Origin of the sequence: Rhizorhabdus phycosphaerae (genome assembly GCF_011044255.1) — a bacterium.
Lineage (GTDB): Bacteria > Pseudomonadota > Alphaproteobacteria > Sphingomonadales > Sphingomonadaceae > Rhizorhabdus > Rhizorhabdus phycosphaerae.
In genome coordinates, this window is record NZ_CP049107.1 from 3224500 (window position 1) to 3249516 (window position 25017).

General features: G+C 65.9%; 24 protein-coding genes. 12 read left to right on the forward strand and 12 right to left on the reverse strand.

Annotation, left to right across the window (positions count from 1 at the left end; genetic code table 11):
* The first annotated feature begins 43 nt into the window (after window positions 1-43).
* Window positions 44-1510 carry an undecaprenyl-phosphate glucose phosphotransferase gene (locus G6P88_RS15025; protein WP_165323895.1) on the forward strand — a complete coding sequence of 489 codons (1467 nt, stop codon included), beginning with the start codon at window positions 44-46 and terminating at the stop codon, window positions 1508-1510.
* 87 nt (window positions 1511-1597) lie between these two features.
* On the opposite strand, the gene G6P88_RS15030 is transcribed toward G6P88_RS15025, so the two are convergent.
* The gene (locus G6P88_RS15030; RefSeq protein WP_226946584.1) at window positions 1598-2455 is read right to left on the reverse strand and encodes a SurA N-terminal domain-containing protein; all 858 of its coding nucleotides are present in this window, start codon (window positions 2453-2455) and stop codon (window positions 1598-1600) included.
* Between the two features lie 115 nt (window positions 2456-2570).
* Between G6P88_RS15030 and G6P88_RS15035 the strand changes: the two genes are divergently transcribed.
* Entirely contained in the window at window positions 2571-2840 is a 270-nt protein-coding gene (locus G6P88_RS15035; protein ID WP_165323897.1) for an XrtV sorting system accessory protein, read from the forward strand.
* 8 nt (window positions 2841-2848) lie between these two features.
* Here G6P88_RS15035 and epsI read toward each other — a convergent pair whose 3' ends face one another.
* The 3 genes from epsI to G6P88_RS20455 are packed head-to-tail and all read right to left on the reverse strand — an operon-like array spanning window position 2849 to window position 4682.
* Complete coding sequence (gene epsI / locus G6P88_RS15040) at window positions 2849-3583, reverse strand: exosortase-associated protein EpsI, V-type (protein WP_226946585.1); 735 nt, start codon at window positions 3581-3583, stop codon at window positions 2849-2851.
* Window positions 3580-4512 carry an exosortase V gene (gene xrtV / locus G6P88_RS15045; RefSeq protein WP_226946586.1) on the reverse strand — a complete coding sequence of 311 codons (933 nt, stop codon included), beginning with the start codon at window positions 4510-4512 and terminating at the stop codon, window positions 3580-3582. Before xrtV ends, epsI begins: the two co-directional genes overlap by 4 nt.
* A 47-nt stretch (window positions 4513-4559) precedes the next feature.
* Complete coding sequence (locus G6P88_RS20455) at window positions 4560-4682, reverse strand: hypothetical protein (protein ID WP_282097763.1); 123 nt, start codon at window positions 4680-4682, stop codon at window positions 4560-4562.
* 84 nt (window positions 4683-4766) lie between these two features.
* Between G6P88_RS20455 and G6P88_RS15050 the strand changes: the two genes are divergently transcribed.
* Window positions 4767-5270 (forward strand): PEPxxWA-CTERM sorting domain-containing protein, encoded by a 504-nt coding sequence (locus tag G6P88_RS15050; RefSeq protein ID WP_165323898.1) that lies wholly within the window; start codon window positions 4767-4769, stop codon window positions 5268-5270.
* Window positions 5271-5304: 34 nt separating this feature from the next.
* Here the strand turns inward: G6P88_RS15050 and G6P88_RS15055 are convergent, their stop codons facing one another.
* The 3 genes from G6P88_RS15055 to G6P88_RS15070 form a co-directional block, all read right to left on the reverse strand.
* Window positions 5305-5847, reverse strand: coding sequence for a CAP domain-containing protein (locus G6P88_RS15055; protein WP_165323899.1), 543 nt, complete (start codon window positions 5845-5847; stop codon window positions 5305-5307).
* A gap of 505 nt (window positions 5848-6352) precedes the next feature.
* The gene (locus G6P88_RS15065) at window positions 6353-7723 is read right to left on the reverse strand and encodes a glutamate--cysteine ligase (RefSeq protein WP_165323901.1); all 1371 of its coding nucleotides are present in this window, start codon (window positions 7721-7723) and stop codon (window positions 6353-6355) included.
* A gap of 46 nt (window positions 7724-7769) precedes the next feature.
* Window positions 7770-8510 (reverse strand): 16S rRNA (uracil(1498)-N(3))-methyltransferase, encoded by a 741-nt coding sequence (locus G6P88_RS15070; RefSeq protein ID WP_165323902.1) that lies wholly within the window; start codon window positions 8508-8510, stop codon window positions 7770-7772.
* Between G6P88_RS15070 and ubiA the strand changes: the two genes are divergently transcribed.
* The 3 genes from ubiA to G6P88_RS15085 all read left to right on the forward strand — a co-directional run bounded on the left by ubiA (window position 8509) and on the right by G6P88_RS15085 (window position 11657).
* The gene (ubiA, locus tag G6P88_RS15075; RefSeq protein ID WP_165323903.1) at window positions 8509-9468 is read left to right on the forward strand and encodes a 4-hydroxybenzoate octaprenyltransferase; all 960 of its coding nucleotides are present in this window, start codon (window positions 8509-8511) and stop codon (window positions 9466-9468) included. The genes G6P88_RS15070 and ubiA overlap by 2 nt on opposite strands.
* Before the next feature lie 70 nt (window positions 9469-9538).
* On the forward strand, window positions 9539-10885 hold the full coding sequence (locus tag G6P88_RS15080; protein WP_165323904.1) for a TldD/PmbA family protein: 1347 nt from the start codon (window positions 9539-9541) through the stop codon (window positions 10883-10885).
* On the forward strand, window positions 10878-11657 hold the full coding sequence (locus G6P88_RS15085) for a 3'(2'),5'-bisphosphate nucleotidase CysQ (protein ID WP_165323905.1): 780 nt from the start codon (window positions 10878-10880) through the stop codon (window positions 11655-11657). The genes G6P88_RS15080 and G6P88_RS15085 overlap by 8 nt, the downstream gene beginning before the upstream one ends.
* A 43-nt stretch (window positions 11658-11700) precedes the next feature.
* On the opposite strand, the gene G6P88_RS15090 is transcribed toward G6P88_RS15085, so the two are convergent.
* Entirely contained in the window at window positions 11701-12117 is a 417-nt protein-coding gene (locus G6P88_RS15090; protein ID WP_165323906.1) for a CoA-binding protein, read from the reverse strand.
* Between the two features lie 23 nt (window positions 12118-12140).
* Window positions 12141-12929, reverse strand: a complete 789-nt coding sequence (locus G6P88_RS15095; RefSeq protein WP_206335952.1) for an Mrp/NBP35 family ATP-binding protein — start codon at window positions 12927-12929, stop codon at window positions 12141-12143.
* Window positions 12930-13213: 284 nt separating this feature from the next.
* Between G6P88_RS15095 and hflK the strand changes: the two genes are divergently transcribed.
* From hflK to G6P88_RS15110, 3 genes are all read left to right on the forward strand, one after another.
* The gene (hflK, locus tag G6P88_RS15100; protein ID WP_165323908.1) at window positions 13214-14269 is read left to right on the forward strand and encodes an FtsH protease activity modulator HflK; all 1056 of its coding nucleotides are present in this window, start codon (window positions 13214-13216) and stop codon (window positions 14267-14269) included.
* Window positions 14266-15135: a protease modulator HflC gene (gene hflC, locus G6P88_RS15105; RefSeq protein ID WP_165323909.1), complete on the forward strand. Its 870-nt coding sequence runs from the start codon at window positions 14266-14268 to the stop codon at window positions 15133-15135. The genes hflK and hflC overlap by 4 nt, the downstream gene beginning before the upstream one ends.
* A 106-nt stretch (window positions 15136-15241) precedes the next feature.
* Entirely contained in the window at window positions 15242-16792 is a 1551-nt protein-coding gene (locus G6P88_RS15110) for a Do family serine endopeptidase (RefSeq protein ID WP_165325219.1), read from the forward strand.
* Window positions 16793-16888: 96 nt separating this feature from the next.
* Here the strand turns inward: G6P88_RS15110 and G6P88_RS15115 are convergent, their stop codons facing one another.
* From G6P88_RS15115 to G6P88_RS15125, 3 genes are all read right to left on the reverse strand, one after another.
* Window positions 16889-17728 (reverse strand): outer membrane protein, encoded by an 840-nt coding sequence (locus G6P88_RS15115; RefSeq protein ID WP_226946587.1) that lies wholly within the window; start codon window positions 17726-17728, stop codon window positions 16889-16891.
* A gap of 141 nt (window positions 17729-17869) precedes the next feature.
* A complete protein-coding gene (locus G6P88_RS15120) occupies window positions 17870-19381 on the reverse strand; it encodes an anthranilate synthase component I family protein (protein ID WP_165323910.1) in 1512 nt (503 codons plus the stop codon).
* 14 nt (window positions 19382-19395) lie between these two features.
* Window positions 19396-21330: a peptidylprolyl isomerase gene (locus tag G6P88_RS15125; RefSeq protein WP_165323911.1), complete on the reverse strand. Its 1935-nt coding sequence runs from the start codon at window positions 21328-21330 to the stop codon at window positions 19396-19398.
* Between the two features lie 163 nt (window positions 21331-21493).
* Here G6P88_RS15125 and tpiA point away from each other — a divergent pair, with 163 nt between their 5' ends.
* The 3 genes from tpiA to pyrG all read left to right on the forward strand — a co-directional run bounded on the left by tpiA (window position 21494) and on the right by pyrG (window position 24471).
* Window positions 21494-22246 carry a triose-phosphate isomerase gene (tpiA, locus tag G6P88_RS15130; protein ID WP_165323912.1) on the forward strand — a complete coding sequence of 251 codons (753 nt, stop codon included), beginning with the start codon at window positions 21494-21496 and terminating at the stop codon, window positions 22244-22246.
* 77 nt (window positions 22247-22323) lie between these two features.
* Window positions 22324-22689 carry a preprotein translocase subunit SecG gene (gene secG, locus G6P88_RS15135; RefSeq protein ID WP_165323913.1) on the forward strand — a complete coding sequence of 122 codons (366 nt, stop codon included), beginning with the start codon at window positions 22324-22326 and terminating at the stop codon, window positions 22687-22689.
* Window positions 22690-22836: 147 nt separating this feature from the next.
* The gene (pyrG, locus tag G6P88_RS15140; RefSeq protein WP_165323914.1) at window positions 22837-24471 is read left to right on the forward strand and encodes a CTP synthase; all 1635 of its coding nucleotides are present in this window, start codon (window positions 22837-22839) and stop codon (window positions 24469-24471) included.
* Window positions 24472-25017: the final 546 nt, after the last annotated feature.

The following is a 25017-nucleotide window of genomic DNA, read 5'->3' on the forward strand; positions in this document are numbered from 1 at the left end:
CCGTTATTCGGGGCTGCTTTTGCTGGGGAAGAGGCACGCGGACATGCTGACGGTGGGAACGGCCGAGTTGGACGGCGCACTGCCGACCTCGCGCAAATACAGGTTCACGTCCAACGTGATCGCCTCGATCATCCTGGTGGTGGATCTGCTGTGCCTCATCGTGGGAGCGCTGGCGACGCCGCTGGTCTATGAACTGCTGCTAGGCCCGCAATATTTCTTCGAGCGGCACCTGAACGTGGCCGTGATCGTGTCGGTCAATTTCTTCCTGATCCGTCTGTCCCGCAACAGCTATGCCCATCCGATGGGGCGCGGCGGCGACAGCGACCAGGCGGTCGCTTTCGAATTCCTGCTCGCCGTGCTGCTCGTCTATGCGACGATCTGGCAGATCGGCCAGGCCAAGCCCTTCTCCACCGGACTCGCGCTGGTCTATCTGACGCTCACTCCGGCTTTGCTGTTCGTCAGCCGCTTCCTCGTCCGGAAGCTGGTCTGGCAGCTGGTCCAGGCGGGCTTCATCGGGCAGCGGATCGTTATCTATGGTGCCGAGCAGGCCAGCTGCGACCGCGTCCTGCGCCTGCTCGATCTCGAACGCCTGCCCTATATATCCGTCGTCGGCGTCGCCGACGATCGTTCGAGCCGGATCGTTCGCACGGCCCCCTGGTCGGTTCCATTCCTCGGCGGGCTCGACGCGCTCGTCGCCCGTATCGCACGCGGCGATGTCGATATGGTGATCGTGGCTCTGCCGATGATCAGCCAGGCCCGGCTCGACCAGATCACCGAGCGGCTCCAGCAGGTGTCGGTCGATATCTGCCTGATGCCCCGCGAGGCTCTCGACCTGTCGCAGCAATATACGATGCGCTTCATCGGATCTGTGCCGCTGTTCGCCTTGTGGCAGCGGCCGATGCGGGACTTCAATCGGATCCTCAAGGCCGTCGAGGACCGTGTCCTCGCCTTCGTGGGGCTCGTGCTCCTGTCGCCCGTGCTGCTGGTGACGGCATTGCTCATCAAGATCAGCAGCCCTGGGCCGGTGCTGTTTCGCCAGGAGCGCTTCGGGTTCAACAATGTCCGGATCAAGGTGCTGAAATTCCGCTCGATGTATGTCGAGCGACAGGACGAGAGCGGCGCCTCGCGGACCGTTCGGGGCGACGACCGGGTAACGCCGGTCGGGCGCATCATCCGACGGCTGTCGATCGACGAACTGCCGCAGCTGTTCAACGTGCTGACGGGCGAGATGTCGATCGTCGGGCCGCGGCCGCATGCGACGGAGATGAAGGTTGGCGACAAGCATTATTTCGATGCCGTCAGGGGCTATGCCGCGCGCCATCGGGTCAAGCCCGGCATAACCGGGCTCGCGCAGGTGCGCGGGCTGCGCGGCGAGATCGCGACGATTGAGCGCGCCAAACGCCGCGTCGAATATGACATATATTATATCGAGAACTGGTCGTTTCTGCTCGACCTGCGGATCATGCTCGAAACGGTGTGGCGCCTGATCTGGGACCGCAACGCCTATTGAGCGCGCCGTCGCTTCGTCCGCGCCATGAAAAAAGGGCCATCCCCGCATAGCCGGGAATGGCCCCTTCAATGATGCAAGCGCTAGGCGTTACTTCTTCTCGGCCGCTTTCGCCTGCGACGCCTTGATCGCCGATTTGTCGGGCTCATAGCCGGGCTGATACTGGATCTCCGCGCTGGAGCGGGCGCGGGCGACCTGCGCCTTGCTTTCCGCGACCAGCGCCTTGCGGCGGACCACCTCGGCGGCGGCCAGGCGGGCGACGTTGCCCGGTGTCGGCGTGCTGTCGCGACCGACGATCACGCTGGCGACATATTGTCCGTTCGACGGCAGCACGAACGGCTCACCGGGGGGCAGCTTGTCGATGATCTTGACCATCTGCGGATCGAGGCGGCCGGTGTCGATCACGCCCTTGCCGCGCGACATGGCGAGGCCGAGCTTCTGTACGCCCGCTGCCACATCGTCGAGCGAATGGGCGTCGCGCAGCATCAGGAGCATCTTGGGATCCTTGGGCGCGGCAAACTGGATCTGGTCGAGCAGAAGCCGCTGGCGACCGGAGAACTGGCTGGGGTTGTCGGCGATATATTGCGTGATGTCGCGATCGTCGGGCATCGGCACGGTGGCTGCGATCTTCTGGCCGAGCAGGCTGACGAGCAGGTTTTCCTCGAGCCGCCGCTGCTGCGCCACGAACTCCGGCGTCTTGTCGAGGCCCTGTTCGCGGGCCTTCTGGACGATCAGCTTGCGATCGATAAGCCGCTGCAGCACTTCCTTCCGGATCTTGTCGCGGTCGGCATTGTCGGGGATGCGTGCGCCCTGAAGCTCCGCATTGAGCTCCTGCATTGAGATTTCCTCGCCGTTGACGATGGCGAGGATCTGGCCCTTCGGCTCCTTGTGGCAGCCGCCAAGAAGCAATCCCGCAGCGACCACGCCGCTCAAGAGGGCAGCCTTCACTTTCACTTTTCTTCCCCCGACGCCTATGTGACAGTCCCGAATGAGACGGTGCTACATGATTGCCTAGGCCGCCGACAAGTCGATATGGCGTCAAAGCACCTCGGAGGGCGTTGAATTGGAAACAGTTTACGATTGGCTGACCGTCGCGATCTTCGCGGGCCTCGTCGTGCTCTTTCTCCAACGCTCGGTGGGGGATCGTCCGCCCCGGGATTCGATGGTCCAGTATCTGGCGGCATCGGCAGGGTGCGCTGTCGCCAATTATTTCGGCAATGAGGCGGTCGCCGGGCGCGGTGCGGCCTATCATCTGCTTGCCATCGCGGTGATCCTCGGCACGCTCGCCTATATCCACGTCGCGCTGCGGCCGCTCGACAAGCCGGCCGAGTAGGCGAGAGCTCAGCGCGGAGGTAAGGGCGCGCCCGCTTCTCCAAACAACAGGCGCCGCGCCGTTGGCCCGAGCTCGGCGAACAGCGGTTCGATGAACCGCTTCAGTGTCGCGATCGCGACCTGATCGTCGGGCGCGGCGGTCGAAAAGCGGATCAGCACCCCGTCCGGGACGCGCCCCTTGAGATTTTCCTTCGCAACCGCCCAGTGCTGCTGCCACCATTCGGTCGGAAAATCGTTGCCGATGCGGGTCCAGTAGATGAGCTGCTCGAAACGGCTGACGCTGCGCGTGGCGAGATAATGGCCCGGTACGCGAACTCCTCGCCCCGCATCGAGCGGTACGATCCGTTCCTCTTCGATGCGATAGCCGGCAGCCGGATAGCAGACTTCGGGGCGGTGGACCTGGAGCATGCCGTCCTGGACCCCGTTATAGGCAACCAGCATCATCACGGGTAGCCCCGTGGGCGAGGCATAATAGCGGGTGATGATCGCATTGTAGAGCCGGTCGCTGAGCTGATCGGGCGGTGGCAGGACCAGCCCGCTGCTCGTCTGATATTCCCAGTCGCCGACCTTCAGCGGGAAGAGCGGGTTGAGCTTCGGCTTGCCCGGCAGCATGCGGAAGGGCTCATCCGGGCGGCGGGAATTGGCGATCGCCGCGGTCGCCGCGAGCAGACCGCCGGCGATCATCGACCGCCGCGTGACGAGGCTGGGCAGCTTCATTGGCAGCGGATCCCGATCGTCGCTCATGCGGCGTGTCCGCGCGCCAGGCGACCGCGCAGCGGAGACGCGAGCGCATCGACCGCGAAGATGCACAGGACGGAGAAGAGGAACATCGTCAGCCCCGAGAAATTGTGCAGGAATCCCTGCGCTGCCTCGTCGCCAAGATAATAGGTGATCATGATCAGCGCGATTACGCGGAAGAAGTTGGCGAAAACGGCGACGGGGATGATCGCGAGCATCAGCAGCAGGGCGTAGCGCCAGTTCGCATTGTGACGGATGTAGATATAGAACAGGCCGATCGCCGACAGGCTTATGAGCGAGTTGAGGCCCGCGCAGGCGGCGGCGATCAGCAGCTGATATTGTCCGATGATGATGGTCACGCCGGAGCCGGCGATCGGATAGCCGATGCCGTGAAGCATCTGGATGGCGACTTCCGAAATCGCGATCTTCAGCGGCTGCGTGATCATCGCGACCACTGTGTCCGGCGGGGGGAAGATGAAGGCGGTGTAGACGATCGGGAACCACATCGACCGCATCGCCGGCCAGCCGACGAGCCAATAGGCCGACGTCAGGAGCAGGCCGTACATGAGGAAGCCTTCGATCTCGATCACATTGATGATGCGCGTCGTGACGTAGAGCGGAATCAGCAGGGCATAGAAGAGCAGCGCCAACCGGGTGCTTCCCGGCGTCGCGGCGGTGCGCGCCTCGGTCCAGCGGCGCCAGAACAGCCACAGGCCGGTGGCCAGTACGATCGGGCCATGCGCGCCCTGTTCGGTCACCCAGCTCTGCGTCGCGACGCCATGAAGCGTAGGCAGCGCGATCAGGAGGGCTCCGGCGATGAAGACCCAATAGGGCCTCATCGCCGACAGGAGCGGGACGAGATCGGCGAAACCATAGCGTTCGGGACTGCTGCCCGGCTTTCGAACGCCGTCCCTCTCGTCCGCAGTCCTAGTCAATGTCTACGCCATTCCAGAGCATTTCACCGGCCCGTACGGCCATCACGTCATGTGACGGTCGAGAGGACGATCGAGATCAAGTCGGACGCATAGCCGATCGAAACGGAGCCGAACAGTCGCCCGATCCGGCCATTCAAGCCGTGTGGCAGGGACAGACGGCGACTTTGCATTAGTTTACCACATCGATTTTGTGACGCTGCCGACTTGTGGTAGAAGCTGCGCATTACGTGCTGGGGTGTTTGGGGTAGTATTGCATGTTGAAGGAAGCAGTAGCGTCCAAGGCCGCCAAGTTGCTGATGACCTGCGTCTGTCCGGTCGCCGGTACGACTGCGCTCAGCCTCGGGGTTCCGCAGGTTCGCGACGCCGTTCACAAGGCCACGCAGCCGCGCCAATATGCCAAGCCGAAAACGCGCGTTCGCGCCGCCCCGGAGGAGGGCGTTCAGGTGGCATCGGCCGAAAGCCCGTGCCCCAGCGTCACCCCGTTCGCGCTGTCGAACCTGCCGACCGTCAGCCCGGTGCCGATGGAGTCGACCCCGCTGCAGGTGGCCGAAGCTCCTCCGCCCGATGCGGCGGTGCCGCTGACCCCGCGCATCTTCGTTCCGCCGTCGGGCGGCGTTCCGCCCCCCGATTCGTCGGGCGTGCCCGAGCCGTCGACCTGGGTTCAGCTGATGCTGGGCTTCGGGCTCATCGGCGGCGTCGCGCGCGTATCCTATCGTCGGAACGGAAGCGCGCCGACGGGCGAAGCGCAGCCGTCCTGAGCCATCGCGGCGGGCGGGCTTCCGCCCACTGCGATCAGAACGGCCGCTCGCCGATCACATTGCCACCCTCGCTGTAGCGGCAGACCAGGAAATCGTCGGCGCGCCCATGCGCCACCGCGCATCCGACCGCGCGGGACGATCGCCACATCACCTGGGTGTAATGCGCGACCTTCTCTAGGTCGCCGCTGATGCTGTTGTTGGGAAAGACACCGTTCTTGAAGTCGTCCTTCTCGGCGATCCAGAGACCGACCATCGATTCCGGGCCATAATAGCCACGCGTACCGGCCCACAGATTTTCGCCTTGGGGGTCCGTCTCGCCCGGCGCGTCTTCCGAATGCACCAGATAACCCACACGCACGAGATGCTGGGCGTAAAGCCGGGCGTCGCGTTCGAGCAGCTCGTTCCAGGCAAGTGGCGGGATGCCGAGGCTCGCGCGTTCGCGATTGTGGCTCGCGAGCAGCCGCTCGTTCAGCTTGTTGTCGAAGCCGGTCGCGCCCTGAACGAAGGGGGCGGCAAGGGCAAGCGCGAGAGCGGCCGCCAGCTTCACAGCTTTCGTCTGTCGTAGATCGAGACGCATGATGTGCTCCACGGGGGTCGATACCGTGAAGCCTATCGGGCTGGCCTTGCCTGATGGTTGGCGGGACTGGTGACCGCGATATTCACCTTCCGATCGAGGCGATCACGCCGGAAGTCGAGGAAAAGCAGAGGCTTTGGCCAATGCTTGACGCGGCCGTAACCAAGCCGGGCCTGGCTGGTCAGTCCATGGTCGATGGTGGTTGATGTGGCGGGACGGTGCTGCGGGCCGGATCCCCCGGCTCGGGCCAGGATATTTCCTGAGCCTCGATTTTACCGCAGCCACCACGTCCTGCACGCCGATACCGGACTTTCACCGGTGCATTCCCCTCCTGCGAAAGGGCTCGCCTTAAAGCGATTGTCCCTGCCGACGCAGCACCGCTCTCCTAGCCTATAGGGTAGTTGTACGCTAGCGGACTCCGCAGTCGCCGTGCGCTAGCCGAGCGTCGTGGGCGCGCTCAGACTGCTTTTGCGGAAGGCTGTTGCAGGCGAGCCACTGTCCTGCGGTGTCAGAAGCGGACATCCTCATAGACTTTGCTCAGGTCGCCGCCCCAGCTCCCATGATAGAGATCCAGCAACTGTTCGGCCGGCGTCTTGCCCGATGCGACGATCTCGCGGAGCGGATTCAAATAGCCAGTCTCATCGTCGCCGGCGCCGTTGAGCCGCGCCCGCGCCCGCAGGCCGCTCGCGGAGATGTCCAATATGCGCCCCGCCAGCTCCTGCAAAGTGCGGCCGCGCGGTCCCCGGGCCTTGAGGCCGAGCCTCGGCACCTCGTCGCGGATGCGCTGGTGGTCCTCGATCGTCCAGTGGCGGACCTCGTCCCAGGCGGCGTCCATGGCTGAGTCGTCGTAGAGCAGGCCCACCCAGAAGGCGGGGAGGGCGCAGATGCGCCCATGCGGACCGCCATCGGCGCCGCGCATCTCGAGGAAGCTCTTGAGACGGACCTCGGGGAAGGCCGTCGACAGATGGTCCTTCCAGTCGGCGATCGTCGGCTTCTCGCCGGGCAGCACCGACAGCTTGCCATCCATGAAGTCGCGGAAGCTGAGCCCCGCCGCGTCGACATAGCCATCGCGGAAGGCGAAATACATCGGCACGTCGAGCATATAATCGGCGTAGCGCTCATAGCCGAAGCCGTCTTCGAACACGAAGGGCAGCATCCCGGTGCGGTGCGGATCGGTGTCGGTCCAGATATGGCTGCGATAGCTGAGGAAGCCGTTGGGCTTGCCCTCGAGGAAGGGCGAGTTGGCGAACAGTGCGGTCGCCAGCGGCTGGAGCGCCAGACTCAGCCGGAACTTGCGCACCATGTCCGCTTCGCTCGAATAGTCGAGGTTGGTCTGGATCGTGCAGGTGCGCAGCATCATGTCGAGGCCCATCGACCCGACGCGCGGCATGTGGCGCAGCATGATGTCGTAACGGCCCTTGGGCATGATCGGCAGTTCCTGCCGAGTCTTGTCGGGCCACAGGCCGAGACCCAGAAAGCCGATGCCCAGCCGCTCGCCTACCGCCTTGACCTGTTCGAGGTGGCGGCCGGTTTCGGCGCAGGTCTGGTGGATATTGTCGAGCGGGGCGCCCGAAAGTTCGAACTGCCCGGCTGGCTCGAGGCTGACATTGCCGTCGGGCCCCTCGAGCGCGATGATATTCTCGCCCTCGTAGACCGGCTCCCAGCCATATTTGGTGAGGCCGATCAGCAGCGCATGGATGCCGCCGCGTTCCTCATAGGAGGGCGCCCGATGCGAATCCTCGAAGAAGACGAACTTCTCGTGCTCGGTTCCGATGCGCCAGTCGGACTTGGGCTTCTCGCCGCCGGCGAAGACCGAGATCAGGTCGTCGCGGGATTCGACAATGGGATCTTCGCCTTCGGCGGCCTTGCGCGTGCTCATGGCGGCGCCATAGCGGACCGATCGGTACCTTGCTAGCGCTGATTGCTCAGCGCCAGTCCCCGGCGAGTGCCATCCACACCGATATGGCGGCGGCCATCGCGGTGTCGGCGCGCAGGATGCGCGGGCCCAGCGATACACCCACCGCCTGCGGCAGCGCCTTGATCGCGGCGCGTTCTTCCATCGTGAAGCCGCCTTCGGGGCCGATCAATATCGCGGTCGGGCCGGGCCGGGCGACGTCGGCCATGGGCGCTCCGCCTTCCTCATCGGCGAACAGCAGGGTGCGCTCGGCCGGCCAGTCCTTCAGCTGCGTTGCCAGCTTCACCGGCTCGTCGAGTCGGGGCAGGGCCGTCCGTTCGCACTGCTCGGCCGCCTCGATCATATGCGCGCGAAGCCGGTCGAGATTGAGCCGATCGACGATCGTTCTGTGCGTGATCACGGGGCGCAGGCGTGCGACACCGAGTTCGCAGGCTTTCTCCGCGATCCAGTCGATCCGGCCCTTCTTGATCGGCGCAGCGAGCAGCCAGAGATCTGGAACCGCCTCGCGCTCGCGTGTCCGCTCCTCGACCCGGACCGACACGGCGCGCTTGCCCACCGCCTCGATAACCGCCCGCCATTCGCCGCTCACATCGTCGAACAGAGCGATCGAATCGCCGGCCTTCAGCCGCATGACCGCGCCGAGATAATGCGCCTGCCCGCCATCGATGGCGAGGGTGAGACCGGCCGTCAGCGGCTGGTCGACGAAGAGACGGGTAAGGCTGGCGGGAGGCCAGGCGGGGGTCTGGGCCATGGGACTTCCGAAGGCGGTGCTTTTGTCCTACCTGCCGCCCATGGCCGAGGAAGTCGAGCAAATCATACCCGATAGCGAGCTTCGCGGGGTCGTCGCCCGCCTGCCCGGCGCGGTCAGGCCTTTCTGGCTGCTCGGCCGATTCGACCGGCCGATCGGCAGCTGGCTCCTGTTCTGGCCCGGTGCCTGGGCGATCGCGCTTGCCGGCCGGGCGTTCGAGCGTTGGGACCTGATCCTCTGGTTCGCCTTCGGCTCGGTGGTCATGCGCGGTGCGGGCTGCGTCTATAACGACATCGTCGATCGCGATCTCGACCGGAAGGTGGCACGCACCGCGGCGCGTCCGCTCGCCAGCGGGCGGGTCAGCCTCAAGGCGGCGTGGCTCTGGCTGCTTCTGCTCTGCCTGCTGGGCCTGATCGTGCTGCTGCAACTGAACCTCGTCGCCGCGATCACCGCGCTCGCCAGCCTCGGCGCGGTCGCGGCCTACCCCTTCATGAAGCGGATCACCTGGTGGCCGCAGGCGTGGCTGGGCATCGTCTTCTCCTGGGCGGCGCTGGTCGGCTGGCCCGCCGTGACCGGCGGGTTCGCACCGGCCCTGTGGCTGCTCTACGCCGGATCGATCTTCTGGGTGATCGGCTACGACACCATCTATGCATTGCAGGACATCGAGGATGATGCGCTGGCGGGGGTCAAGTCCTCCGCTCGCGCGCTCGGCGGCCGTGCCCGCCTCGGCATAGGCCTGTGCTATGGCGCCGCGCTGGTGCTGTGGAGCACATCGCTCTGGCAGGTCCGCCCGCAGGGGCTCGCGCTTGTCGCGCTGCTTCCGCTTGCGCTCCATTTCGGCTGGCAGCTGCAGGGGCTCGACCGCCACGATCCGGCGGATGCGCTGCGGCGGTTCCGCTCCAACCGCTTTGCCGGCCTGCTCATGTTCCTTGCCTGCCTGGTCGTAGGAACGACCGCCTGAGACCCGGCGTCGTCTCCAATAAACGCGGCCGCAATTTGACCTTTGCGGTGGCGATACCTAAGTCGCCTCGATGCTGAGCCTCTCCGAAGCCCAAGACCGTACCGCCGACCTTGTCGCAGCTGCCCGCAAGGCCGGCGCCGACGCCGCCGACGCGCTTTATCTCTGCAACAACTCGACACAGATATCGGTGCGTCTCGGCGCGCTCGAGGATGTCGAGCGGTCCGAGGGCGAGGAAATCGGGCTGCGCCTGTTCGTCGGCCAGCGTTCGGCCAGCGTCTCCTCTTCGGATTTGTCGGCAGATGCGCTGGCGGCGCTGGTCGAGCGCGCCGTAGCCATGGCACGCGAAGCGCCCGAAGATCCCTATGCTGGTCTCGCTCCGGAGGACCGTCTGCTGCGCGGCGCGCCGGTGGATGTCGATGGCGATGACGGAGCCGATCCCTCGCCGGCAACCCTGCGCGAGCGGGCCGAGGAGGCCGAGGATGCGGCGCGCGCCGTTGCCGGCGTCACCAACAGCGAGGGCGCCGGTGCATCGGCCAGCCGCACCCTGATCGCGCTCGCCACCAGCACGGGTTTCGCGCGGGGCTATTCGAACAGCGGCTATGGCTGTTCGGCCAGCGTGATCGCGGGCGAAGGCGGTGCGATGCAGCGGGACTATGCCTATCACTCCACCCGCCATCTGGCCGACCTCGAAGCGGCATCTGCCATTGGCGGGCGTGCGGGTCAGCGCGCGGTGAAGCGGCTCAACCCCGGCCGGCTCGCGAGCGGGGCGATGCCTGTGGTGTTCGATCCGCGCGTCGGGTCCAGCCTGCTCGGCCATCTGGCGGGCGCCATCACCGGTTCGGCCGTGGCGCGGCGGACGAGCTTCCTGCTCGACAAGCTGGGCGAGCTGGTCTTCGCGCGCGGCGTCGTCGTGCGGGACGATCCGCACCGGCTGCGCGGCCTGCGCTCGAAGCCCTTCGATGGCGAAGGGTTGCCTACCGCGCCACGCGATATCATCGCCGACGGCATCCTCACCGGCTGGGTGCTCGATTCGGCATCGGCCCGGCAGCTCGGTCTCGAACCGACCGGCCACGCCACGCGCGGCATCGGCGGGCCTCCGGGCGCGGGGTTGACCAACCTCTATCTGGAGGCGGGGAAGCAGTCGGTCGAGGATCTGATCGCCGACATCAAGCTGGGAGTCTATGTCACCGAGCTTATCGGCCAGGGCGTCAACGGCGTGACCGGCGATTACAGCCGGGGCGCTTCGGGCTATGTCATTCGCGACGGGCAGTTGGCGGAGCCGGTGGCGGAGATCACCGTGGCGGGCAACCTGAAGGACATGTTCCGGGAGCTGACCCCGGCGTCCGACCTGCGCTTCCGCCGGGGTGTCGACGTGCCGACGCTGCGGATCGAAGGGATGACCGTAGCCGGTGCCTGAAACGCTCCTCGACGCGGTAAGCGCGATCGCAGCCGAGGTCGGCGCGATGGCGCATGCCTCGTGGCGCGGCGATTTCAAATATTGGGACAAGACGCCGGGAAGCCCGGTCTGCGATATCGATCTCGCGGCCGATGCGTTGCTGCGCGAAAGGCTCATGGCGCTCGATCCGGAGGCGGGATGGCTTTCGGAGGAGACCGCTGACAGCGCCGAGCGGCTCAACTGCGTCCGTGTGTGGGTGGTCGATCCGATCGACGGGACGCGAGACTATGTCCGTGGGCGTGACGGTTGGGCCGTGTCGATTGCGCTGGTCGAAGGCGGCCGGCCGATGATCGGCGTGCTCGACGCTCCCGCGCGCGGGCAGCATTGGCGGGCCCAGGCCGGCAGGGGCGCCTATCTGAACGGGCAGCCGCTGCGGGCCTCGGGGCGGCGGGAACTGCCAGGCGCGCGGGTGCCGGCCGATGTGCTCGCGCGGGCGGATGCCGATCTCGTGACCGTCGGAAAGCCCAATTCGATCGCCTTGCGGATCGCGATGGTTGCGGCAGACCAGGCCGACCTTCTCGCCACGCTGCGCTGGGGCAATGAGTGGGACATCGCGGCCGCAGCGCTCATCGCGCAGGAAGCCGGCGCGGTGGTCACCGATGCGATGGGGCGCCCGCTGCGCTACAACAGCACCAAGGGCGAGCAGTTCGGCGTGCTGGCGACGGCTCCGGCCATTCACGCCGACGCGGTCCAGCGCCTTTCCGCGCGCGCAGCCCGGGCGATCATTCGCTGACCCAGTCGCACGGGGCGTCCGCTGACGCCGGCGTGCCGCGCGACTAAAGACCCAGGCGCGGAATCTCGATGGCGGGGCAGCGGTCGACGACCGCCTTCAGTCCGGCGGCCTCCGCCCGTTCGATGGCCTCGTAGGGCGTGACACCCAGCTGCGTCCACACCGCCTTGGCGCCGACCGTTATGGCATCATCGATCACCTCGCCGGCGGCTGCCGTATTGCGGAAGATGTCGACGAGGTCGATCGGGCTCGAAACGTCCCCAAGCGTAGCCACGACCGTCCGGCCATGAATTTCTTTTCCGGCGAGCTGCGGGTTGACCGGAGTGACGTCGTAGCCGCGCGACAGCAGGAAGCGCATGACTCCGAAGCTGGCCCGATCGGGACGGTCGCTTGCGCCGACCAGCGCGATGTGACGCGTATCGCTCAGCAGATGCCGAAGGTCGTCGTCCTTGGTGATCGGCATCGAAATCTCCTGCTGGCTTTGCCTCAAGATGCGATCGATCGCGGCGCCTTCAACCAGTCCGCGATCTTTTGGGCGAGCGGTGCGAACAGTTCGTCGTCCTCAGCCGCCGCGGGTGGCCGCCCGGCGTCCGATGCCGTGCGGATGCCGATGTCCAGCGGGATGCGCCCGAGAAAGTCGAGATCCATCGATTTCGCCGCGGCCTGCGCGCCGCCCATGCCGAAGGGGTCCGACACCTCGCCGCAATGCGGGCAGGCATAGCCCGCCATATTCTCGATCATGCCGATCACGGGAACCGAGGCCTGGCGGAAGAAGTCGATCGCCCGCGTCGCGTCCATCAGCGCCAGATCCTGGGGCGTCGAGACGATGATAGCGCCCGCCGGCTTGTATTTCTGCACCATCGTCAGCTGGACGTCGCCGGTGCCGGGAGGCAGGTCGAGGATGAGCAGGTCGGTGTCGCCCCATTCGGCGTCGATCAGCTGGCCCAGCGCATTGGCCGCCATGGGCCCGCGCCATGCGACCGCCTGGCCCGGCTTCACCAGCTGTCCCATCGACAGCATGGGGATGCCGTGAGGCGACGGGACGGGGTCCATCTTCTGCCCCTGCGCCGTCGGCCGCACGCCCTCGGTCGACAGCAGGCGGGACTGCGAGGGTCCGTAGATGTCGGCATCGACGAGGCCGACCTTATGGCCCAGCTTTTTCAGCGCGATCGCAAGATTGGCGGACAAAGTGGACTTGCCCACGCCGCCCTTGCCCGATCCCACGGCGATGATCTTTCGCCCGCGCTTCTCGGCGGTCATGGCCACGCGCACCATTTCCACCCCGGCGACGGCCGAGAGCCGGTGCTTGATCTCGGCCTCCAGGCGGGATCTGGCGTCGCCCGACAGCCCGGTGACGTCGACGACGACATTGGCCGTTCCCGCGTCGAAACGCGGTGGTGCCGCGCGACCCGATGCGACGAGACCCTTGCCCGAGATGGGGTCGATGATGCCGTCGAGGGCGGCGGAGAGCGATTCAGCGATATCCATGGCGGCAGCAAATAGGGCTTCGCCGACCAAAGGGCACTGTTTTTCCGTCGATCGCCTCCTATAATGAAAGGATGAACAATAGCGAAAGCAGCGGAGTGCACGGCGGCCCCCTCCTCAACGAGGGCGGTCCCTGGGGCGGCGGAGGATCAGGCGGCGGCGGGGACGAGCCCAATCCGTGGAACCAACCTCCGCGCGGACGGCCCGGCCGTGGACCTGCCGGGCGCTCGGCGATCGACGAGCTCGTCCGGCGCGGGCGCGCCCGTTTCGGCGGTCGCGGCGGTCCCGAGCCGGATGCGGGCCGGCTGCTTCTGTGGGGCGTCGGCGGCCTTCTCCTGATCTGGGTGCTGTGGACCAGCAGCCACCGCATCGACCCGCAGCAGCGGGGCGTCGTCACGCGGCTGGGCTCCTATGCCAAGACGCTCGGCCCGGGCATGCAGTTTACCTTTCCGTCGCCGATCGACCGCGTCACCAAGATCGACATCGAGGATATCCGCGTAAAGGATATCCCCGAAGGCGGCGGCACCGGCCAGAACCTGATGCTGACCGGCGACCAGAACATCATCGACCTGGCCTATTCGGTGCGCTGGAACATCCGCGATCCGGAGCTCTTCATCTACGAGCTCGCCAATCCCGAGGAAACGGTGGGCGAGGTCGCCGAGAGCGCGATGCGGGCAGAGATCGCCCGCGTCGCCCTGAACGACGCCATGGGCCCGCAGCGCAGCCAGATCGAACAGCGCGTCCAGCAGCGCATGCAGGAGATCCTCGACGGCTATCGTGCCGGCATCGCCGTGCAGGGCGTGGCGATCAAGCAGGCCGATCCGCCGGCGGCAGTGGTCGAGGCGTTCAAATCGGTGTCGGCGGCGCAGCAGCAGGCGCAGGCCTATCTCAACGAGGCTCGCGCCTATTCCCAGCAGCTCGGGGCCAAGGCGGAGGGTGAAGCCGCAGCCTTCGACAAGGTCTATGCCGAGTATCGGCTTGCGCCCGAGGTGACCCGGCGGCGCATGTATTATGAGACGATGGAACGCGTGCTCGCCAAGACCGATAAGACCGTCGTCGAAGCGCCGAATGTCGTTCCCTATATTCCCCTGGCGCCGCAGCAGGCAGCGAAGGTGCAGCAGCAGCAATGAACATGAGCGACAATTTCGCCAGCCGGAACGTCATCGGGCTGTCCATCGGCGCGATCTTCGCCGTCGTCGTGGTCAGCAGCTGCTTTGCAGTCGTGCCCGAAACGAAGCAGGCTCTCGTCGTCCGTTTCGGCAAGCCGGAGACGGTTTACAACGCCTATAAGCCCAATGAGGATTTCGGGCGGACCGGTGCCGGCATCATCGCCAAGATTCCGTTCATCGACCAGATCGTCTGGATCGACAAACGGGTCCGCAATTTCGACATGGAGCGCCAGTCGGTGCTGTCGACCGACCAGCTTCGTCTCGAGGTCGACGCCTATGCCCGCTACCGGATCATCGATCCGCTCCGCATGTCGATCACGGCCGGCACCGAGCGGCGCGTCGAAGAGGCGCTGCGGCCTATCCTCGGTTCCTCTCTGCGCAACGAGCTGGGCAAGCGGCCCTTTGCCGCGTTGCTGAGCCCGGAGCGCGGGGCCGTCATGGACAATATCCAGACGCGGCTGAACAAGGTCGCCCGCCAATATGGCGCGCAGATCGTCGACGTCCGGATCAAGCGCGCCGACCTGCCCGATGGCACGCCGCTCGACTCCGCCTTCAACCGGATGCGCACAGCCCGCGAGCAGGAAGCACGCTCGATACTGGCCGAAGGCCGCAAGCAGGCGCAGATCATCACCGCAGAAGCCGACGCGAACGCCGCCGGCACCTATGCCGAGAGCTTCAACAAGGATCCCGACTTCTACAATTTCTATCGGGCCATGCAGTCTTACCGAGTCACCTTCGGCACCGACGGCACCGAAGCGCCGGGATCGTCCAACGTGATCCTGTCGCCGGACAATGAATATCTGCGCGAGTTCAGGGGGCGCCGCTGATCGGGCGGGAACGCTACCGTTCAAGCGGTGTTCAGCGATCGGGACCGAAATAATCCGCTCGCAATGTCGGCAGAAGCAGAACAGGAGTTTTAAGGAGTTGGCCAAAGTGCGTTATGCCTATGCGATCACCGCGGCCTTGCTGGCAGGTGGTGCGACCGCGACCCTGACGATGCAGCAACCTGTGGGAGCACAGGTGGCGCAGAATGCTCCGGGTTCGATCAACGCCGCCGCGCCGCGTCCGGGCGCCCCGATGAGTTTCGCCGATCTCGCCGCCCGGCTGCAGCCGGCGGTGGTAAACATCTCCACCACGCAGAAGATCCAGGTCCGCAGCGGCGGAAACGCCTTCTCCGGTACGCCGTTCGAGGAACTGTTCAAACGCTTCGGCGGCGGTGGTTCCGATGGGCAGCCCGTCACCCGCGAGGCGACTTCGCTCGGCTCGGGCTTCATCATTTCCGCCGACGGCTATGTGGTGACCAATAACCACGTCATCTCGGCCTCGCCCGAGGGTGGGAGCAATGCGGTGGTGAGCTCGATCACCGTGACGCTGCCTGACCGCAAGGAATATAAGGCGACCGTCGTCGGCCGCGATCAGGCATCCGACCTGGCCCTGCTCAAGATCGAAGCCAAGAACCTTCCCTTCGTCCAGTTCGGCGATTCGACCCGCACGCGCGTCGGCGATTGGGTGGTCGCGATCGGAAATCCCTTCGGCCTCGGCGGCACGGTCACGGCGGGCATCGTTTCGGCGCTGCACCGCTCGATCGGCATCAGCGGTCCCTATGATCGCTATATCCAGACCGATGCCTCGATCAATCAGGGCAATTCGGGCGGTCCGATGTTCGATCTTCAGGGCAATGTCATCGGCATCAACACCGCCATCTTCTCGCCGACGGGCGGCAATGTCGGCATCGGCTTTGCGATCCCGGCGGAAGAGGCCAAGCCGATCATCGACCAGTTGATGACCGGCAAGCGCGTCCGCCGCGGCTATCTGGGCGTCGGCATCCAGCCGATGACCGAGGATATCGCCGCCAGCCTGGGCCTGCCCAAGGATCGGGGCGAGATCGTCGCCCGCGTCGAACCGGGCGAAGCAGCCGCGCGCGCCGGCATTCGCCAGGGCGACATCATCGTCAAGGTCGATGGCCAGGACGTCACGCCCGACAACACCCTGTCCTACATTGTCGGCAAGGCTGCCGTCGGTGCCAAGCTGCCGGTCGAGGTGATCCGCGAGGGGCAGCGCAAGACGTTGACCGTGACGCTCGGCGAGCGTCCGCCCGAAGACCAGCTGATCAACGGTGGGCAGGATGCGGATCAGGACGATAGCGTTCCCGACAGCGGCCAGTCTGCTCCGGATCAGGCAACCCGCAATTCGCTGGGTCTGGGCCTGCAGACGCTGACGCCCGATATCGCGCGCCGCCTGGGGCTCTCCGCGTCGCTGCGCGGCGTGGTGATCAGCTTTGTCGATCCGAGCAGCGACGCCGCGGCCAATGGTTTTCAGCCGCGCGATGTCATCCTGCAGATCAACAATGTGCCGGTCACCACTGTCCAGGCGGCGGCAGCGCAGATCGATGCGGCGGTGAAGGCTAAGCGTCCGTCGGTGCTGCTGTTCGTTCAGCGGGGCAATAACCCGCCGCGTTATGTCGGTGTTCAGCTGAAGAAGTGATCCTCGCCGCAGCTCCCTCGGGAGCCCGGCTCGGGACAAGAAAAAGGGCCGGCGGATCGCTCCGCCGGCCCTTTTCTATTGGCGCAAGGCCGATCGTCAGAAACGGTAGCTGACGGTCGCGCGAACCGAGTGGAACGCGAACTTGCTGAACGAACGCTGGAAATCGGTACCAGCCGCGTTCTGTGCGATGAACGGGTTGGTCGCCGGGGTCACGCCCGCGAGCGAGCCGACGGTGACCGTGCTGTCGTTGTTCTTCAGCGCGGTGAAGGTGTAGAGCGCGCCGACCGAGAACTTGCCGATCTTCTGCTCGATACCGCCGCCATAGGTCCAGCCCCAGGCGTTCTTCGTCGGGTCGTTGACGGTCGCGCTGTTGACGGTGTTCGACATCGAGAAGCTGTTGCGGATCTTGCCATAGGCAGCGCCGCCGGTGCCGTAGATCAGCGTGCCGGTTTCGAACGAGTAACCGGCGCGCGCGCGGATGGCGCCGTCGCTCTTCAGCTTGGCCTGCAGCTTGTAGACGGCCGGGGTGGTGCTGAAGGCGGTGACGTTGTCGTACAGGTACGACTTGCCATATTCCGCGATCAGGCCGACGACCGGGCCCGACGTGTCGCCGAACTGATAGTCGTAACCTGCGTGCAGCTTCCACGCGGTCGAGTCATTGTCCTTCGAGCAGCCCGAGGTCGGGCGGGCCGTGGTCGGCGCGCCACCGCAGAAGCCCGGCGAGAAATTCGGGAAGGCATCGCCGAAATTGCCGTCGCGGTTGCGGTCGAAGTTTACGACTTCGTCGCCGTCGGTCGGCTGCCAGTTATAGCCGAGCTGGCCACCGACATAAAAGCCGGTCCAGTTGCTCGAGGCCACGTCCTGCGCCGAGGCGGCGCTCGAAGCCATCGCGGCTACCAGGCCGGCCGCCGCAGTGGTCGTGAGGAAAAATCGCATATAAAAACCCTTTCTGCTGCCGTTACGGCACAGCGGAAACGGTTCCCACAGCATTTCGATCCTAAGTGCAAGCAAGAAAACCAATGTGGTGCACAAACGACACAGCTGTCATTTTTTCCTGATAAGTGAAATACATCACAGCTATTGGCCGTAGCCGGACTCGGCGGCGCGCTTGATTGCCTCCCGCGCTGCAGCGATCAGGGCGCCTGCCTTGGCCTCGCATTCACGCTGTTCATAGGCAGCGTCGCTGTCCGCCACGATGCCGGCGCCGGATTGAACGTGCATGACCCCGTCCTTCACCACAGCCGTCCGCAGGACGATGCAGCTGTCCATAGAACCGTCCGGCGAGAAATAGCCCACGCCACCCGCATAGGCGCCGCGTGTCTCGGGCTCCAGTTCGGCGATGATCTCGCAGGCGCGCACCTTGGGCGCTCCCGATACCGTGCCCGCCGGAAAGCCTGCGAACAGCGCGTCGAGGGCATCCCTGGATGGGTCGAGCCGGCCGACCACATTCGACACGATGTGCATCACATGGCTGTAATGTTCGACCGTATAGCTGTCCGTTACTTCGACCGTGCCGGCGACCGCCACGCGACCGACGTCGTTGCGTCCCAGGTCGAGCAGCATGAGATGTTCCGCCCGCTCCTTCGGGTCGGCCAGCAGACTTTCCCGGTTGGCGGCGTCTTCCAGCGACGTCGCCCCGCGCGGGCGCGTTCCTGCGATCGGCCGTATCGTGACTTCCCCATCGCGGGCGCGGACCAGTATCTCGGGCGACGACCCGATCAGGGCGAAGCCCGGCAAGTCCAGGAAATAGAGAAAGGGCGAGGGGTTTATGCGGCGCAATGCCCGGTAGAGATCGATCGGTGGCAGCGGGAAGTCGACGGTGAAACGCTGCGCGAGCACGACCTGAAAGATGTCGCCCGCCGCGATATAGTCCTTGGCGCGGTGGACCATGTCGGCATAGCGGCCGGGCTCGAGCTGCGGCCTTGGCGCGATCGCCTCGGGCGCCGGCACGGTGACAGCGGTCCGCGCGGGCAGCGCCGCCGCGAGCATGGCCGCCTGTGCATCGATGCGCTCGATCGCGCCCTTCACCTTTTCGTCGGGGGAGCCGGGGCTGTCCGGCCACAGCGGCGCAACGAGGAACAGCTGATCCGCCAGTCGGTCGAAGATCAGGATGAGCGTCGGCCGCGCGAACAGCATATCCGGAAGATCGAGCGGATTGGCGGGCGGGCGTCCGAGCTTTTCCACCAGGCCGATCGTCTCATAAGCGAAGTAGCCGACGAGACAGGCCAGCGCGCGCGGCAGCCCGTCGGGCACCGTCATGCGGCAGTCGGTCACCAGGCGGCGCATTTCGGTGAGGGCATCGCCGGACAGCGGTTCGAACGCCTCGCGATCGCTCGCCCAGCGCCGGTTGATCTCCGCATCCCGTCCCCGGGCGCGGAACAGCAGGTCGGGCGCCAGGCCGAGCAGCGAATAGCGCCCGCGCACCGCACCGCCTTCGACCGACTCGAGCAGGAAATCGCCCCGCCCGGGAACGATGAGCTTGAGCGCGGCGGCGACCGGCGTGTCGCAATCGGCGACCTGGGTCCGCCAGACAAGGGCGGGTTCGCCCCGGGACAAGGCGTCGAGGGCAGCCTGATCGCGCGCGTCCATCCTCTGCCTATCCCTTATTGGGGCGTTGCGATCTGGCGCTTGGTGGCCGCGATAGCGTCTGGATAACGCTTTACCTCCACCTCATCGCGCGCGGCGCGGATAAGCTGATCGCCAAGCTCCGGCGTGTAGGAGCGGGTCAGCTCCTGCTGCGTCACGCCGACGAGCGCCGCAGCCTGCGACAGGTCGCCACGCGCCACCTTGTTCAGGACGGTCACGAAATAGGCGCCCTGATCCCCCGGAACGAGGCGGGCCTTGCCCGGCTGCAGTGCGAACATCGCCCGGAGCGGTTCGGGGATGGGCTGGCCGGCCTGCTGTGCCCGAATGATGTCGAGCTGGCGTGCCCGGCTGGGCTGGACCGGCGGAAGTGCGACGCCGCTGTCGGCCATGGCCTTGGCGAGCGGGGCGCCCGCGTTGACGGCCGCCACGATCTTGTCGCCGATGGCCTTGGCGCGCTGCTGGGCGCGCTTCACGACCAGATCGCGCACGACGGCCTCGCGGACCTGCGCGAGCGGGAGCGGGGTCGGAGGAATGATCCTGGCGACGTTGAGCAGGGCATAGCTCTGGTCGCGGACAACCGTTTCGACGCTGGGGCGGTCGTCGGCGGCGGCCTCGAAACCGGTCTTCAGCAGGGCCATGATCTCCGGCGGGGCCTTCCAACCCTGCCGGTCGATCGCAGTGCCGTTGGAAAGAAGCGCCGGGGTTTCCTGGACAACGAGCTTGTTGGTGGCGGCGATCTCGGCGAAGCTGCTGCCGTCGGCAATGGCGTCCTCGATCTTGCCGGCGAGGTCGGAGAGCGCCTCCTGAAGCTTCTGCCGCTGGACGACAGGCAGTATTTCCGCACGGGCCTGGTCGAGCGTCTTGCCCGGCTTTCCGGCAACGCCTTCGATCTTCAGCACATACCAGCCGAAGGATCCCTTGACCGGACCAACGATCGCGCCCTTTGCGGCGGCGAAAGCCTGGTCGGCAGCGGCGGCGCCGGCCGCGCCGGCATAGTCCTTCTTCTGCTGGTCCGCGAGTGTCGACGCCTCGAGGCCGGCCTTGGCCGCTGCAGCTGCCATGGTCGCGCCGCCCTTGACGGCAGCAACGAGGGTCTGCGCGGTCTGCTGGCTGGGTGCGATGATCTGCGCGATCGTCCGCGTTTCGCGGGCTGCGAAGCTGTCGGCGTTGTCCCGATAATAGTCGGCGATGTCCTGTTCGGTCGGCTTGGCCCTGTCGGCCAGCTGTGCCTCGCCGAAGGTCGCATAGCGCAGCACACGCGCCTCGGGGCGGGTGTAGGTGGCGATGTTGGCCTTGTAGGCGGCGGCCACATCGGCATCGCTGGGGGGCGTCTTGCTGGCCACCAGCGCCAGCGGAATGATCCCGACCGAACCCTCGCGTACCTCCAGCAGAAGCGCGGCGTAGGGACGGGCCATCTTCGACGGCACGGGGGCGAGGGCGGCGGCCGGGGTGAGGATCTGGTTCCGCATGATCTCGCCGGCGATGTCCGCCCGCAATTCCTTTTCGCTGATCCGGGCCTGCGCGAGCACGGTCCGCATCACGCTTTCGTCGAACTGGCCGGCGACGTTGCGGAAGCCCTGCATGCCGGCGATCTCGGCGTCGACCATGCGCTTGCTGATCGCGAAGCCCTGTTCCTTGCCCCACGCCTCGAGAGCGCGGGCATTGATCATGCCGTTCAGAACCTGTTCGAATCCGCCCGAAGCCAGGAAGCTCGGCGCATCGATCTCGGGCCGTTCGCGCCGCAGCCCGTCGATCTGGTTGCGGACGCGGTTGGTCAGTTCCAGCGCGCTGATCTTCTTGCCGTCGACCTTGGCGACGGTTGCCCCGCCGCCCCCGCCGCCGCCCAGCATCGACGGCGATTCGACCCCGGTGATGATGAAGGCGATCATGATCAGGGCCAGAAGGCCGAGGACGATCCAGGAGGAGAGGGCACGGCGGAAAAAGGAAATCATCGGGCGGTCCGTATGAACGTGACTGGCATGTGGCTGCCATAGGGGGCATTCCCGGCCTCCGCAACGCCCGCCGCTGCGAGGGGGCGGGCGGAGCAGTGCCCGCCATGGTTGCACGCCGCAGCCCCGCCGCTTAAGGGGCGCTCGCTAACCGGAGGGGTCGAACATGGCATTGCGCAAGCTGGTCGCTGGCAACTGGAAGATGAACGGAACGCTCGCTGCGCTGGCGGAGCTCGATGGCATTGCGGCCGCGGCCGCCGAGAATGGCGGCGTGGACGTCGCGATTTGCCCGCCCTTCACGCTGATCGCTCCGGCCGTCGCCCGCGCTCCCTCGCTCGCCATCGGCGCTCAGGATTGCCACGGCCAGGCCAAGGGCGCGCATACCGGATGCATCAGTGCGCCGATGCTGGTGGAAACCGGCGCTAAGCTTGCCATCGTGGGCCATAGCGAGCGGCGCGCCGATCAGCATGAAACCGATGCGGAGGTCCGCGCAAAGGCGTCTGCGGCGATCGCGGCAGGGCTGGTCGCGATCGTCTGCGTCGGGGAGACCGAGGCGCAGCGGGATGCCGGCGAGGCCGAGGCTGTCGTCGCATCGCAGCTCGACGGTTCGATCCCGGGCGAGGGCACGGGCGTCTCGCTGGTCGTGGCCTATGAGCCGGTCTGGGCGATTGGCACCGGCCGCACGCCGTCGACGGGCGATGTCGCCGCGATGCATGCCGCCATTCGGGCGAAGCTGACCGCGCTGCTCGGGGCCGAGGGCGCCAAGGTCCGCATCCTCTATGGCGGCTCGGTGAAACCCGACAACGCCAAGGAACTTCTGGCGGTGGCCGATGTCGACGGCGCTCTGGTGGGCGGCGCCAGCCTGACCGCCGCGCAATTCGTGCCGATCATCGAGGGCGCCGTCGCCGCCAGCGCCTGAACGGGCGGAGGGGGCGAAGGTTGAACCTTCGCCGCCGATGGACTAGATGCGCCGCACGTTGATATCGAAAGCCCGCAATGTTCACCTTCCTGCTCGTCATCCACCTGATCGTCGCTGTGGCCCTCGTGGCCGTGATTCTCGTGCAGCGCTCCGAGGGTGGCGGGCTTGCGTCCGGTGGTAATCCCTCCGGTCTGATGAGCGCGCGCGGCGCGGCCGATTTCCTGACCCGGATGACCGCGATCCTGGCCTCGCTGTTCGTGGTGCTCAGCATCGCGCTCGCGGCGCTGGCCTCGGTCGAACGCTCGCCGTCCAAGGTCGACACGTCGCTGGTGGGCAAGACCGGATCGTCGGCCCCCGCGCCGACGGCGCCGACCGATGATCCGCTCGCTGCAGCGGCCGCCCAGGGCGGCGACGTCACGCTGAACGGCGCGACGCCACAATAACGAACTATTTCATGGAGCGGAGGGCTTCCGGTGCATGCACCGGGGGCCTCGTCTGATTTGGCCCGTCGAACGGTCCACAGTTTTTATCGAAAAGAAGGAATGCCCACCTTGCCCTTCGCCCCCTCGCGCGACTAAACCCATCCTCCCATGGCGCGGTTCATTTTCATCACCGGCGGCGTGGTCTCCTCGCTTGGAAAGGGTCTCATGGCGGCAAGCCTTGCTGCCCTGCTCCAGGCGCGCGGCTACAAGGTCCGCATCCGTAAGTTCGATCCCTATCTGAACGTCGATCCCGGCACGATGTCGCCTTACCAGCATGGTGAGGTCTATGTGACGGACGACGGCGCGGAGACCGATCTCGACCTGGGGCATTATGAGCGCTTTACCGGCGTTCCCGGCCGCCAGTCGGACAATGTCACGTCGGGACGAATCTATCAGACCATCATCCAGAAGGAGCGTCGCGGCGACTATCTGGGCGCGACGGTGCAGGTCATTCCGCACGTCACCGACGCGATCAAGGAATTCGCGCGCGCCGACACGGACGACCTCGACTTCGTCCTGTGCGAGATCGGCGGCACTGTCGGCGATATCGAATCGCTGCCCTTCATCGAAGCGATTCGCCAGCTCCGCAACGATCTCGGCCGCGGCAATTCGGTGTTCGTCCATCTGACGCTGGTGCCCTATATCGCCGCTGCCGGGGAACTTAAGACCAAGCCGACGCAGCACAGCGTGCGCGACCTGACCTCGCTCGGCATCCAGCCCGACGTGCTGGTCTGCCGCTGCGAGCGGCCCCTGCCCGAAGGCGAGCGGGCCAAGATCGCCCTCTTCTGCAACGTCGCCAAGGAAGCGGTCATCCCCGCGCTCGACGCCAGCACCATCTATGGCGTGCCTCTTCAATATCATGAAGAAGGCCTCGACGAGGCTGTGCTCGCCGCCTTCGGCATCGCGCCGCAGGGCGAGCCTGACCTGTCGCGCTGGAGCGAGATCATCGACCGCCTGGAAAATCCCGAGGGTGAAGTCACGGTCGGCGTGGTTGGTAAATATGTCGGACTGCTCGACGCCTACAAGTCGCTGCACGAGGCGCTGGTCCATGGCGGAATCGCCAATCGGGTGAAGGTCAATATCCGCTGGATCGACGCCGAGCTGTTCGAGCAGGACGAAGCGGCGATCGCTGCCCAGCTCGAGCCGATGCATGCGATTCTCGTTCCCGGCGGCTTTGGCGAGCGTGGCTCCGAGGGCAAGATCGCCGCTGTCCGATTCGCGCGTGAGCGCGGCGTGCCTTATTTCGGCATCTGCCTCGGCATGCAGATGGCCTGCATCGAGGGCGCACGGAATACCGCTGGCATCGCCGCGGCCTCCACGACAGAGTTCGGTGCGACCGAGGAACCGGTCGTCGGCCTCATTACCGAATGGATGACCGAGGCCGGTCTGCAGAAGCGCGAGGCTGGTGGCGATATGGGCGGCACGATGCGGCTCGGCGCCTATGACGCCGTCCTCGCCGGCAACAGCCACGCAGCGTCAATCTATGGCTCGACGGAAATCTCGGAGCGGCATCGGCATCGCTACGAGGTCAATGTCGGCTATCGTGAGCAGCTTGAAAAGGGTGGGCTGGTCTTCTCCGGCATGTCGCCCGATGGAGAGTTGCCCGAGGTTGTCGAGCGTCCGGACCATCCCTGGTTCGTCGGCGTGCAGTTCCATCCGGAACTCAAGAGCAAGCCATTCGAGCCGCACCCGCTCTTCCGCAGCTTCATCGAGGCCGCAGTCAATCACAGCCGGCTGGTCTGATCCTCCCAGCCGTCGATAGGTTCTGACCCGACCCCGTGGGGCATAGGACGCTCCACGGGGTCGCTTCACTCAGCGTGGCATGTCCGGGACGACTGGGTCCATCGGGGCACCCGGTTCGGGATCAGACGGCGAGGGAACGGGGATATCCACCGGTGTCTCGGGGGGAAGTTCCTCTGGGGTAGGCGGTTGGCTGGCCATATCGATCTCCTCGGCTGCTCAACGCGGCCGATGCGTCGGATGTCCATGGCATGAGCCGAATCGCGCCGTCGATGCGACCGCCGGAAACGGCAAACGCCGGGATCGTTTCCGATCCCGGCGCCGCGTGACGATAATTCGCCAACCCCCTTGGCGGGCTCTACACCAACCACCCCTTTAAATGGCGGTGGAGCCTCACTTTTCCCCGAACCATGGCCGTTTTCTTGCTCATGTTCCGTGGGAGTTTTCCTACAATGCGCCTTGGTCCTTGTCATTGGCTTTCAAGAGTCACGGAATCGAAACACGGCGGGTGTGATCAATCGGCAACAGAGACCGATCGGTACCGTTCCA